The sequence below is a fragment of the Gemmatimonas sp. genome (assembly GCF_027531815.1).
In the GTDB taxonomy this organism is placed as follows: domain Bacteria; phylum Gemmatimonadota; class Gemmatimonadetes; order Gemmatimonadales; family Gemmatimonadaceae; genus Gemmatimonas.
Map to the genome: position 1 here is coordinate 1 of NZ_JAPZSK010000011.1, position 11,467 is coordinate 11,467.

Sequence of the window (11,467 nt, forward strand, 5' to 3'; positions counted from 1 at the left end):
CCTCCGACCCCACCTCCGACCCCACCTCCGACCCCACCCGTTCCCTCCGACCCCAGCCGTTTCCAGCCGTTTTCGCCGCGCCTCCCCTCCTCCGCGCCTCCGCGCCTCCGGAGTTCTGCGGATTGCCCCCCTCCGTTCCCCGCGGTAGGGTTCGCGCCATGTCCAGCACACTCCCTTTCCGTCGCACGGCCGCACTTACGGCAGTGCTCGCCGCAGCCGTGGCCTCCGCCTGCAGCAGCTCCCAGTCCGGTGTCGCCACGTCGGCGCAGGCGCCGCTGCGTCGCGCCATTCCCGCCGACAGTGGCGAGCGGCATCTCACCGGCCTCACGCAGCTCACCGACGGCGGGGAGAACGCCGAGGCGTATTTCAGCGCCGACGGGCAGTACATCACCTTCCAGAGCACGCGCGACGGGCGGACGTGCGATCAGCAGTACGTGATGCGCGCCGACGGCACAGGGCTCACCAAGGTCTCGCGCGGTGGCAAGACCACCTGCGGCTGGTTCCTGCCGGGGAGCAAGCAGCTGTTCTTCGGCGCCACCCACCACGCCGACAGCGCCTGCCCGCCCAAGCCCGACCCCAGCGCGGGGTACGTGTGGGGGATCGATCCGTACGACATCTACGTCACGGACATCGACGGCAAGAACATGAAGCGACTCACGAACTACGGCGTGTACACGGCCGAAGGGGTGCTGAGCCCCGACGGCAAGCGCATCGTGTTCACGAGCCTCAAGGACGGCGATCTCGACATCTACACGATGAACGTGGATGGGAGCGACGTGAAGCGGCTCACGACCACGCCCGGCTACGATGGCGGCCCGTGGTGGAGTCCCGACGGCACGAAGATCGTGTACCGTGCGTGGCACTACGACAACGAGAAGGATCTGCAGGCGTACAAGGATCTGCTGGCCAAGCGCATGATTCGCCCCAACCGCATGGAGCTGTACGTGATGAACGCCGACGGCAGCGACCAGCGGCGCATCACCAACCTGGGCGGCGCCAACTTCGGCCCCTCGTGGACCCCCGACGGGCAGCGCATCATCTTCTCGAGCAACCACAAGAACCCGCGCAGCCGCAACTTCGACCTGTTCACCGTGAAGCTCGACGGCACGGGGCTGGAGCAGATCACCTTCAACCCCGAGTTCGACGGCTTCCCCATGTTTTCGCCCAACGGCACGCAGCTGATCTTCGCGAGCAATCGCGGGGCGACGAAGGCGGGGGAGACGAACCTGTTCGTGGCTGACTGGAAGGATTGAGGGCGCGCGGAGCGCGCGTTGGTTGAAAAGGGAGGGGGCAGGGGGCAGGAGGAAGAAGGAAGAAGGCAAGAAGGGAAATGGAAACGGGGCCGACATCGTCGGCCCCGTACTTTGTTTTTCCTGCCCCCTGCCCCCTGCCCCCTGCCCCCTCCCTTCCCAACAAAAGCGGGGGCGTCGCCCCCGCCCACCTTCACGCAGGCTGCGCCTGGATATCGATCGAGAGCTTCACGTCTTCCGAGACCAGCACGCCGCCCGCCTCGAGCGCGACGTTCCACACCAATCCCCACTCCTTGCGCGGGATCTTGGTCTCGAGCGTGGCCGACACCTTCTGGTTGCCCCACGGATCCTTGGCCGGGCCGCCGATGTCGCCGGTGAGAGTGACGGGCTTCGTGATACCGCGGATGGTGAGCTCCCCGGTGGCCGTGACTGCGTCGCCGGCGCGCTCGAACGTCGTGAGCGAGAAGGTGGCCTTGGGATAGTTCTCGATGTCGAAGAAGTCAGGGCTGCGCAGGTGGCCGTCGCGCTGCTCGTTGCCGGTATCCAGCGAGGCGAGGTCGATGTCGACGGTGACCGACGAGGCCTGCCCGTTCTCTTCGGTGATGGTGCCGCTGAACTGATCGAAGGTGCCGCGCACGGTCGAAATGCCCAGGTGCTTCACGGAGAACTGGATCTGGCTATGTGCAGGATCGATGACCCACTGCATGGAATTGCCTCGGCGGTGATTGAATTGGATGCGGTTATCTCACTTATGAGAAATAAACAGAAAAGAAAGCCCCCGTCAAGGGGGCGCCCGGACCGCGACCGCGATCGGTCAGTCGTCGTATGGCACCGGCAGCATGGCCGCGTGCCGCCCCATGTCGCGCAACAGGTCGGCCACCTGCTGCTGCTCCTCGATGCTGATCCCCTCCATGGCGCGCGCCAACACGGCGGCGTGCGCCGGGAAGATTTCCGCCACCAGCGCCACCCCCTTGGGGGTGAGCGCCGCATAGCGCGCCCGGCGATCGGACTCGCAGCTGCGCCGCTCCACGAGGTCCTTGGCTACCAGCCGGTCCACCAGGAAGGTGATGCCGCCGCTCGACACGAGAATGCGCTTCTGGACCTCGCCCAGCAGCATCGGCCCGCGGTGATAGAGCGCCTCGAGAATGCCGAACTCCGCCAGCGTCAGCCCCTGTCGCGACACGTCAGCGGCAGCATGGGCCGCCACCGCGGTATGGGCGCGGGCCATGATCACCCACAACCGCAGCGCGGCGGCGGTGCGCTCATCGAGCGCCGGCTCGTGCGCTTCCGGGTGCTGGCTGAGCGAGCGCGAGCCGCGGGCGGGACGGGCGGTGGTGGCCATGCGGAAGCCTCAACGAACACGATGCAATGCGCAAGGGCGGGTGCCACGAGGGCGGCCAACAGCCGGTTGGGAACAAAATCCGGATAAGCGGTCACCTCGCCAGCATTGGGCGGTGCAAGTCTCACAGTCCGAGTAAATAGTGGACCGAACGTTCCTAGGGAAAAACCGCCATTATCCGCACACACTGGTTAGTTGTTACCGCAAAAGTACCTAGAGTAGTGTTGCGAAAAAATAGGGGGATATACCTTATCGATCGCGGGCCAGCACTCCCCTATTTGGCCGCGCACTTTCCGTTTGGAGGCGTGATGCGCAAGCCCCGTCCGAACACGTACAACCCGGCCCAGGCGCTGCATCTCATTGCAGCGGATCGTACCGGACTGCCCCTGAGCTGCCCGAGTTGTGAGGGGCAGATTTCCCGCGATCCGGCCCAGGCCCCGCCGCAGCCGCATTCGCACGTGACGCTCAAATGCACCAGCTGCGGGCGGTTGGCCCGCTACATCGCTGGCGTGAACTGAGCGATTCGCAGCTTCAGGGCGCCGCTCCCCCGGCGCTTGCTCAACCCGACGCATCGCGACGAGTCCACCACCCGCGAACGAAAACGCCCCCGCCGAGCAACTCCGGCGGGGGCGTTTCGCGTTCGGCACCCCGTTCTCCGCGCGCCCACCGTCGGTGAGGCGAAGGAACGGATACCGGGAGAACGGGGGAGGGACGAACTCAATAGGTGATCGTGCCCTGCTTGCTCGTATCCACGTCGTCGCTCTGGCCGGCCTTGAACAGGAAGGCATCCATGTTGCGGGTGAGAAACGTGCGCGCCTGCGGGTCCATGACGTTGAGCCCGTAGTGGTTGATGAGCATGGTCTGCTGCTTGAGCCATTGCCCCCAGCACTCCTTGCAGATCTCCCCCACAACGCGCGCGCCGATGGCGCCGGGGAACGGCGGACGTTCGAAGCCTTCGCGGGTGGTCCCGCACCGGGTACAGGTCACATCGGCCATGATTACTCCGCCACGCGGACATGCGCGCCGACGCGCGCGTATTTCACTTCGGCGAGCCCGAAGAGCGACAGCAGCTTGATGTACATCCACCCGATATCGAACTCGAACCAGCGATGCGCGAACTTCGCGCTGTGCGGATCGGCGTGGTGATTGTTGTGCAGCTCTTCGCCGGCAATGATGATGGCGATCGGCGAGATGTTGCGGCTGTCGTCCTTCACGTCATGGTTGCGGTAGCCCAGTGCGTGGCCCACCCCATTGACGATCCCCGCCGCCCAGAAGGGAATCCAGATCATCTGGATCCCCCACACCACCGGGCCAATGAACCAGCCGAAGAGCCAGATATTGATGGCGAGCATGAGGAAGATGCCCAGATTCGAGCGCTTGTCGAGCAGGTGCCGCTCCAGCCAGTCGTTGGGCGTCCCCTTGCCGTACTTCTCCAGCATCCCCGGCTGCCGCACCGCGTTGCGGTAGTAGAAGGCCCCCTTGAGCAGGATGTTGCGGAGCCCCTCCACCACCGGGCTGTGCGGATCCCCCTCACGATCGGCGTACGCATGATGCTTGCGGTGGCACGCCACCCACTCCTTGGTCTTGGTGGCGGTGGTGAGCCACAGCCACACGCGCATGGGCATCTCGACGAGCGAATGGAACGTCACGCTGCGATGCGTCTGCGAGCGATGCAGGAACAGCGTCACGCAGATGTTGGTGAGGTGGCCTGCCACCAGAACGAAGACGACCGGCTTCCACCAGTCGCTCGCCCAGCTTCCGAACTCGGGCATGTACTGCTCCAGAACTATTGAACACACGACGCCGCCGCGTGGCGGCAACGGGGGAACTTAATGACGCGTGGCGTTCGCCGCTGCGGGGCTTCGTCACCACCCCTTCGGCTGTCTTCGCGCTGGCCGCCACCGCATCACGGCCGAAGACACCGAAGAGTACGTTGCCGAACGAGCGGTTCATCGCCGTCGACATCACGATGGACCACATGAACCCGCTGGCGCCGACGGCCGATCCCTGCACGGCCACGATCACGCCGCACCGGCCAGTCGGAATGCAACGGAACCCCGGCCGCCGCTTGTCAGCGCAGGGGCCGGGGCGTTGGCCGTTGCGCAACCACAATCCCGATACGGTCGTTCCCTATCTCACCTCACGTGGCCGGTCCGGACCTGTGGCGCGCAAACCACTCCTGAACACGATCCGCCACCTCGTCGCGGTCGTAGTCGGCGGAGATGATGTGCCCCGAGTTGGAGAGCCAATGCTGCGACTTCTCACGCGCGCCAATTGCCGCAAAGTGGCGCTGTGCTGCGTCTTCAGTGATCCGATTATCGTGCACTGACTGGATATAAAGCGTGGGGAGCGTGAGCGCCTCCAGGGCGCGTTCGGCGGCCAGCGCCACCGTACGCAGCGCCAGCAGCGCGCCAGCCGTGACAATGCCCGGACCGAGCGCCGCACGACGCGCCTCGGGGTCATGGATGGACCGTTCGGCGCCGGGTGAGCGGTGGTACTTGGCCGGACTGAGGCGGGCGAGGCGAAACTTCCACCCGAGCTGTGGCTCGAGCCCAATGAAGGGCGCCAGCAGCACGAGCGCCCGCACATCGGGCTGGCTGGTGGCCAGCGACACGGCCAGCGCACCGCCCATGCTCTGGCCGCACACGAACAGAGCGTCGTGCCCCTCGCGCAGCACCGCATACTCGGCCGCCACCGCCCGCTGCCAGGCGCCGGCCCGTGCATCGCGGGCCAGCTCCGGCAACGCACAGCCGTGGCCGGGAAGTCGCGGCACCTGTACGGTGTAGCCGGCGGCGTGCAGGCGCGCCGCCAGGTAGCGCATCGACTGCGGGGTGTCGTTGAAGCCGTGCAGCAGCAGCACCGCCGCCCCGTTCGTTCCGGCGAGTGCGAACGCCTCGCCACCAATCACCACTCCCTGCGCACTGCGCGGACGACGGGCGGCATCGGCAGCCTCGAAGCGCTGCGCAACCTGTCGCCGCCAGAGCGCCACGCCGAGCGCCGCCGACAGCACTACCGATGCGGCGGCCAGCATGAGGCAGGCGCCCCGTCAGTAGCGCGGAAGCGACGGATCCACATCGAGGCTCCACGCATCGATGCCACCGTCGATGTTGATGAGCGACGAGAAGCCGTGCTGGGCCAGCCAGTTGGCGGCCATTTCGCTGCGCATGCCATGGTGACAGAGCAGCGCGTACGTGCGCGACGTGTCGAGCGTGTGCACCTGCGCCGGCAGCGTGGAAAGCGGAATGCGCGTGCTGCCTGCGATGTGGGCGATGTCCCACTCCCACTGCTCACGCACGTCGATGATGTGTGGCGGGTTGTCGCCCTTCAGCAGCCCAGCGATGTCCTGAACGGATTTGTGTTCGACCACGATCGACCCTTGTGAGTGAGTGTTGTTGAACTGCTCGCCGTTTACCGCTTCGCGGTCAGGGCCGCGCGCGCGGTATCGAGCGCCTTCGCCGCCGCCTCGAAGCGCGCGACGAGGTCAGCAACCTCGGCCTGCGTCTCCGCCTCGGTGCCGTAGCGAATGGCCTCGTTCACGCCGGGGAAGACCATGCTCGAATACCCGTTGTCCACATCCGACGCGTAAATGAGCGTGCGATACCACGGCCGGCTCTTGAGGCCACCGTCGCGGGCGAAGCTGCGCTCGACCGTGAGCAGTGCGGCGTTGGCCGCGGTGCGCTGCGCCTTGCTGACCGTGCCCGCCAGCGCCGTGTCCCGGGCCGCGGCAAAGGCCACGGCGGCGCGTTCGAGGGTGGTGATGGCCGACGCGAGCGAACCCACCGGCGCGCTGCTCCACCCCTTTTGCGCGAGGCCGCGCTCGACCGGCGTCAGATAGCGGCGCATCGTGCGCGCAAACTCCGCGTAATCGTACGGCAGCACCTCGGCGTTGGCGAGGCGCAGCGCGAACGCCGCGCCGATGCGCCCCGAGGCGGCATGATAGAGGAACTCCGGATCGCCGAAGCGCTCCATCCACGCGAAGGTGTCGTACGCCGAATGATAGGTGCCGGCGGGACCGCCGAAGCCCCAGTCGGCGGTGGGGATGCCGAAATGATTGTAGAAGCCGGCGAAGTCGCTGCCGCCCCCCGGGTCTCCCATGTTGGGTTCGAGCGAATCCGCGCGCGTGCCGCTGGTCTGGCGCCACGCCTGATACACGGAGCCGCGCCCCTTGGGGTCGGGCACGCTCTTCACCACATCACGCAGGATGGCGCGCATGCTGGGGCTGCCGCCACCGCCGAACTGCGACCCCTGCGCCGACACATCCTGATTGAGATACGCCACCGCGCCGCGCTTGAGTCGCAGCGAGTCGTCTTCCACGTACTCGGTGCTCCCCATGAGTCCCCACTCCTCCGCGTCCCACGTGGCGAAGACGATGGTGCGCTTGGGGCGCTGCCCTTTCCTGGCGAGGTCGGTGAGCGCGTGCGCCGCCTCGAGCACACTCACCGTACCGCTGACATTGTCGGCGGCCCCCGGCCCCCACGAGTCGCGATGCGCGCCAATGTACACGTACTGATCGGGAAACTCGGAGCCGCGCAGATAGCCGAGGGTGTTGTGGATCTGCTTGGTACCGTTGGTGGCGGCATCGGTGGTGACCGACACGCGCAGCCGTACCGGCCCGGGCCCCACGTGGTAGCGCAGCGCCATGCCGCCCTGCCAGCTGCGCGGAATGTCGGTGCCGCGCACGGCGGCGAGAATCGTTTGCGCGTTGGCGGCGCTGATGGGCACGACGGGAATGCGCGGCAGCGTCGTCTGCTCGGGGGTGAGGCGCGGCGCCCCCGGCGTGCTGGCATAGCCCGGCGTAAGCGGATCGCCGGTGCCGTTGAACACACTCCCCCGCTGCACGCCGCGCAGCGGCCGCATGGGTCCCTCGGGATACACATCGCCGGTCACGAAGCCGTCGTCGAGCGGGTCCGTGTAGATGAGCAGCGCCACGGCGCCGCGCTTCTGCGCCTCACGCGCCTTGATGCCGCGGAAGCTGCGGCCGTAGCGCGCGAGCACCACCTTGCCCTGTACGCTCACGCCCAGTGAATCGAGTGTGGCGTAGTCCTCGATGAGCCCGAAGTTCACGAACACCACCTCCCCTTCACCCACCCCGGCACCGCTCGAGCCGTTCACGGTGAGGTACTGCGGCAGCTGCGTCGCGGCATCGCCCGCCACCGGTGGCTCGGTGAGATCGAGCGTGACCGGATCACTGCCGAGGATGGTGACCGACACGGCCGTGGCGTGCGGCAGCCACACGGCGTAGCTGCGCAGCTCCGTGTCGAGCCCCATCGCCTTCATCTGCGCCATGACGTAGTCGGCGGTGCGCTGCTGCGCCGGCGTGCCCGCCACGTGCGGTTCCTTCGACAGCGCCGCCGAGTGGGCGCGCGCCCGCGAGGCCACCGGGCCGGCAATGGCGGCCTGCTCGAGCTGTCGCTGCGCCGCCGCCGTTGCCGGTGCATAGCCGGGCATGGGTGGCAGCGGCTGTGCCTCGAGTCGGGCGAGTGCCGGCATGGCCAGCACCAGACCGGTCGTGATGAGGCGGGAACTCCTGGTGGCACGCGTCATGGTGGGCCGGAAAGGATGAAGGGGCGGGTGCATATCCCGTATCCTACGGCCTTCAGCGACATCTCGCTGTCCCGCGTCCTCAGCCCGCCTCGTACTCCTCGGCTGCACGCAGCAGCGCCTGCTGCAGCAGCGCCTCGCGATCGGCCCCCTCCGGCAGCGCCGCAGTGAGCGCGGCGAACTGGCGCAGCATTTCGTCTTCCAGCTGCGCGCGCGTGGGGGAGTTTACCCCCAGCACGGCCAACGACAGCACGGCCACGTCACGCAGCTGCCGCACCGTCTCATCGTCGAGCCCGTGGAGACTGGAGGGACGCGGCGGTGGTGCCGGCTTCTCGCGGCGGCGCTTGGGCGTCTCGAAGAGTGCCGTAACCGGCGCAAACGTGACGACGAAAGACCCCGGCGTGTGCTCGGCGTAGCCCGCAATCACGTTGCGTCGGCGCAGGGAGGGGAGCAGCCGCACGATCGCTTCGCGTACCGGCGAGTACCCATCCACACTGTTGTTGCCGCGCCCCGTGATCACGAGCGCTTCGTCGGCGCCGAGCACCTGCTGCTCGCGCAACCACTGTTCCGCGAGAGCGGTGGCCTGCAGCGCCGTCGGCTGCAGCGCCCGCAGGTTGAGGGTGCGCTGCCCGCCGAAACGCAGTTCGTCGAAGGCGCGGTCGAGGCTCGTCATGCGAGGTGAACGCCGTGTGGACGCCGTTGGTGCGCAGGATGTGCGCGACGCGTGGGCAGCGGGGTGGTCAGCGTCGCGCCCTGGGGGTGCCGGGGCGCGTGGTGAGCACCGGGGTCAGCACCACGCCGTCGATGCGCTCGATGGGCACCACCTGCGCCAGTTCGGCCAACGTGGGCGCCACGTCCACCGAACGGATGGGCATGGCGTAGCGCCCCGGCTTCACCCCCGGTCCCAGGAACAGCACGGGAATCTTGGCGTCGAGATCGTAGGGCATGCCGTGCGTGGCGTAGCGCGTGGTGAACACGTAGTAGCCAGGCTTGAAGGTGACGGTGAGGGCCACCTGCATGTCGGTGGGCAACGAGTTGCGCCAGCGGCGCGCGACCTTGTCACCCCGCGCCGCGGCGGGGGCGAGTTCCGCCACCCGATACACGCTGGCCATCCCCGGCAGCGTGAGCAGCCCGCTGCGCACCACGGTAATCACCGAGTCGGCGTTGATCCCCTTGGCAGCAAATCGGCGGCGGTCCACCATGACCATCTTGTCCTGATAGACGAGCGCATCGGTTTCGAGTCCGCGGGCCACCAGCGCGCTGCGCACCGCATCGATGACCGGGCGCACATCCACCCGGCCGCGGTTGGGGTCGGTGCCCGCGAACGACGCTTCGGGGTACGGCGTCACACCGTGATCGGCGCCCAGCGCAAAGACGATGCGCGTGGAGTCGCGCATGGCGTAGAGCGAATCGATGAAGCGACCAAGCAGCCGATCGACGCGCAGCACCTGATCGTGCAGCTCCTTGGAGTCCGGACCCCAGGCGTGGCCGATGGCGTCGGTGGTGGAGAGCGACACCGCCAGCACGTCGGTGGTGGGGCCCTTGCCGAGGTCCATGGCCACCACGCCCGCCAGCGCCATGTCCACCGTGTAGTCGTCCATCCAGGGGAAGGAGCTCAGCGAATCGAGGCCGCGCCGCCGGTCGGTGCCCAGGGTATGCGGGAAGGCGATGTCCTTGCCTTCATGCTCGTAGGCCACGCTGTCGCGCTCCGGGTACGCCGAGGCGGGGAGGAGCGGGTTCCACGTCTGGCCGAGGTACTTGGCGGCACCGTCGCGCGCATTGAACTGCTGCACCCACGTGGGGAGTGTATCGGCGTAGTAGCGGCTCGTGGTGAAGCGCCCGTCGAGTCCGTACCAGTAGACCTGCTGCTTGGCCTTGCCGAGGGGCAGGATGGCGCCGCGATCCTTGCGTGAGACGGAGAGCGCCCGCGAGAACTGGTCGCGCGCCCGAATCCAGTCGAAGAGTGCGCTGCCCCGGAAGCGCCACGGGGATGCGCCGCCGCCGCGCCCGAGCAGCAGCGGCGTTTGCGCGTCGGCCACCCCGAGGTCGTTGATGACGATGCCGGTGTTGGCGGGGACGCGCCCCGACCAGAGCGTTGCGTGCCCTGGCGCGGTTTCGGTGGTGGCGTGATCGTGGAACGCCTGCGTGAAGAACGCGCCCTGCGTGAGGAACCGCTTGAAGCCGCCGGTGAACTGCGGCGCCCACCGCTCGAGGTAGTCGGGGCGCAGCTGGTCGATCGTGATCTGCACGATCAGCGTGGGCTTGGCGGGGCGCGGCGTCGGCTGCGCGGCGACGACCGTGGGCAGCGCGAGCGCGAGGGCGGCGGCGAGGGAGCGAGAGGACATGCGCGAAATCTAGCGCGGGGGCGCCGCTGCCCTGAAGCCGGTACACAACTGGCACATCACCGGTGTCCCGTCCGGCCTCGTGCGCGTCGCCGGATCGGCGCGCCAGGACAGGGACTCCACCACCGATGAATCAGCCACGCAGGCTGGTGCACTTCGCGGTTGCATCACGCGAGTGCACCGCGTGGACGCCGCACCGATCACGGAGGCACGTGATGGCGCCGTGAATATTGTGCGGAAACGCAAAATGCAACAGAGGGTCGGCAAAGATTGCGACATCGTGGATATCGCACACGTCGGTGCGTGCCGGCACGTTCCGGCGCGCCGTTCAGCGCGCGGGCTTCCGTCGCGCCACTTCCGCCGCCGTCGCGCGCGCCGCATGGGTCGCGAGCTCGGACAGTCCGTGCACCACGCCAGCGATGTCGGCATCCGACCGGTTCTGACTCAGCTTGTACTTCCCCTCGAGCGCGTCGATGCGAACCGTGACGCCCACGATCCCGCGCATCTGTGCCTCGAGGTACTCGCGCGGGGCGTCGTGCATGGCCCAGGGATGCGCCTGCGCCGCCTCATGCACATCGGTGAGTTGCGCCAGGTGCGTCTCCAGCCACGCGACATCCTCGTGCAGGGTGACAGTGCCTTGCACGTGCACCGCGATGTAGTTCCAGGTGGGCACGACCCGACCCGTCTCCTGCTTGCTCGCATACCAGGATGGTGTGACGTAGTGGTCCACGCCCGAGAACACCACGAGACCGGGCATGGTGGTGCCCGGTGCCGGCAGCAGCCGCACATGCGGATTGGCCCGCGCCAGATGCCCACGCAACAGCCCCGCCTCACGGTCGAGGTGCAGCGGCACGTGCGTGGCGTACGGGGCATCGGCAGCCTCGACTGCCGTGACCAGCACCGCCAGCGGATGCGCCGCCATGAAGTCGTACAGCGTGGCGCGGTCGGACTCGCGGAAGGGGGCGGGGATGTACATGGGTGATGGACGAGTGGGG

The 11,467-nt window shown here is 67.8% G+C and carries 12 protein-coding genes and 1 pseudogene; 2 read left to right on the top strand and 11 right to left on the bottom strand.

Annotation, left to right across the window (positions count from 1 at the left end; translation table 11 throughout):
- Positions 1-158 precede the first annotated feature (158 nt).
- Positions 159-1,253, top strand: coding sequence for a hypothetical protein (locus tag O9271_RS14065; RefSeq protein ID WP_298270901.1), 1,095 nt, complete (start codon positions 159-161; stop codon positions 1,251-1,253).
- A gap of 190 nt (positions 1,254-1,443) precedes the next feature.
- Here the strand turns inward: O9271_RS14065 and O9271_RS14070 are convergent, their stop codons facing one another.
- Both O9271_RS14070 and O9271_RS14075 read right to left on the bottom strand, forming a co-directional pair.
- Entirely contained in the window at positions 1,444-1,956 is a 513-nt protein-coding gene (locus O9271_RS14070) for a YceI family protein (RefSeq protein ID WP_298270904.1), read from the bottom strand.
- A 108-nt stretch (positions 1,957-2,064) separates the two neighbouring features.
- Positions 2,065-2,592, bottom strand: a complete 528-nt coding sequence (locus tag O9271_RS14075; protein WP_298270906.1) for a MarR family transcriptional regulator — start codon at positions 2,590-2,592, stop codon at positions 2,065-2,067.
- Positions 2,593-2,897: 305 nt separating this feature from the next.
- Between O9271_RS14075 and O9271_RS14080 the strand changes: the two genes are divergently transcribed.
- Entirely contained in the window at positions 2,898-3,107 is a 210-nt protein-coding gene (locus O9271_RS14080) for a hypothetical protein (protein WP_298270909.1), read from the top strand.
- Positions 3,108-3,306: 199 nt separating this feature from the next.
- Here the strand turns inward: O9271_RS14080 and O9271_RS14085 are convergent, their stop codons facing one another.
- The 9 genes and pseudogenes from O9271_RS14085 to O9271_RS14120 all read right to left on the bottom strand — a co-directional run bounded on the left by O9271_RS14085 (position 3,307) and on the right by O9271_RS14120 (position 11,448).
- Complete coding sequence (locus tag O9271_RS14085; RefSeq protein WP_298270912.1) at positions 3,307-3,585, bottom strand: oxidative damage protection protein; 279 nt, start codon at positions 3,583-3,585, stop codon at positions 3,307-3,309.
- A gap of 2 nt (positions 3,586-3,587) precedes the next feature.
- A complete protein-coding gene (locus O9271_RS14090; RefSeq protein ID WP_298270915.1) occupies positions 3,588-4,361 on the bottom strand; it encodes a fatty acid desaturase in 774 nt (257 codons plus the stop codon).
- 118 nt (positions 4,362-4,479) lie between these two features.
- Positions 4,480-4,614 (bottom strand): annotated as a pseudogene (locus tag O9271_RS18475) (NAD(P)(+) transhydrogenase (Re/Si-specific) subunit beta); the annotation flags it as partial.
- Between the two features lie 115 nt (positions 4,615-4,729).
- The gene (locus tag O9271_RS14095) at positions 4,730-5,620 is read right to left on the bottom strand and encodes an alpha/beta fold hydrolase (RefSeq protein ID WP_298270916.1); all 891 of its coding nucleotides are present in this window, start codon (positions 5,618-5,620) and stop codon (positions 4,730-4,732) included.
- Positions 5,621-5,635: 15 nt separating this feature from the next.
- Positions 5,636-5,956 (bottom strand): rhodanese-like domain-containing protein, encoded by a 321-nt coding sequence (locus tag O9271_RS14100; RefSeq protein WP_298270918.1) that lies wholly within the window; start codon positions 5,954-5,956, stop codon positions 5,636-5,638.
- Between the two features lie 41 nt (positions 5,957-5,997).
- The gene (locus O9271_RS14105) at positions 5,998-8,133 is read right to left on the bottom strand and encodes a M20/M25/M40 family metallo-hydrolase (protein WP_298270920.1); all 2,136 of its coding nucleotides are present in this window, start codon (positions 8,131-8,133) and stop codon (positions 5,998-6,000) included.
- 79 nt (positions 8,134-8,212) lie between these two features.
- Positions 8,213-8,803: a hypothetical protein gene (locus O9271_RS14110; protein WP_298270922.1), complete on the bottom strand. Its 591-nt coding sequence runs from the start codon at positions 8,801-8,803 to the stop codon at positions 8,213-8,215.
- Between the two features lie 67 nt (positions 8,804-8,870).
- A complete protein-coding gene (locus O9271_RS14115) occupies positions 8,871-10,475 on the bottom strand; it encodes an alkaline phosphatase family protein (RefSeq protein ID WP_298270925.1) in 1,605 nt (534 codons plus the stop codon).
- Between the two features lie 325 nt (positions 10,476-10,800).
- Positions 10,801-11,448, bottom strand: a complete 648-nt coding sequence (locus O9271_RS14120; RefSeq protein ID WP_298270927.1) for an FMN-binding negative transcriptional regulator — start codon at positions 11,446-11,448, stop codon at positions 10,801-10,803.
- Between the last annotated feature and the right edge of the window lie 19 nt (positions 11,449-11,467).

Coding starts and splice junctions, on each gene's coding strand:
- O9271_RS14085 (WP_298270912.1), bottom strand. CDS start 3,585: ATGGCCGATGTGACCTGTACCCGGTGCGGGACCACCCGCGAAGGCTTC.
- O9271_RS14095 (WP_298270916.1), bottom strand. CDS start 5,620: ATGCTGGCCGCCGCATCGGTAGTGCTGTCGGCGGCGCTCGGCGTGGCG.
- O9271_RS14090 (WP_298270915.1), bottom strand. CDS start 4,361: ATGCCCGAGTTCGGAAGCTGGGCGAGCGACTGGTGGAAGCCGGTCGTC.
- O9271_RS14070 (WP_298270904.1), bottom strand. CDS start 1,956: ATGCAGTGGGTCATCGATCCTGCACATAGCCAGATCCAGTTCTCCGTG.
- O9271_RS14120 (WP_298270927.1), bottom strand. CDS start 11,448: ATGTACATCCCCGCCCCCTTCCGCGAGTCCGACCGCGCCACGCTGTAC.
- O9271_RS14110 (WP_298270922.1), bottom strand. CDS start 8,803: ATGACGAGCCTCGACCGCGCCTTCGACGAACTGCGTTTCGGCGGGCAG.
- O9271_RS14075 (WP_298270906.1), bottom strand. CDS start 2,592: ATGGCCACCACCGCCCGTCCCGCCCGCGGCTCGCGCTCGCTCAGCCAG.
- O9271_RS14065 (WP_298270901.1), top strand. CDS start 159: ATGTCCAGCACACTCCCTTTCCGTCGCACGGCCGCACTTACGGCAGTG.
- O9271_RS14105 (WP_298270920.1), bottom strand. CDS start 8,133: ATGACGCGTGCCACCAGGAGTTCCCGCCTCATCACGACCGGTCTGGTG.
- O9271_RS14080 (WP_298270909.1), top strand. CDS start 2,898: ATGCGCAAGCCCCGTCCGAACACGTACAACCCGGCCCAGGCGCTGCAT.
- O9271_RS14115 (WP_298270925.1), bottom strand. CDS start 10,475: ATGTCCTCTCGCTCCCTCGCCGCCGCCCTCGCGCTCGCGCTGCCCACG.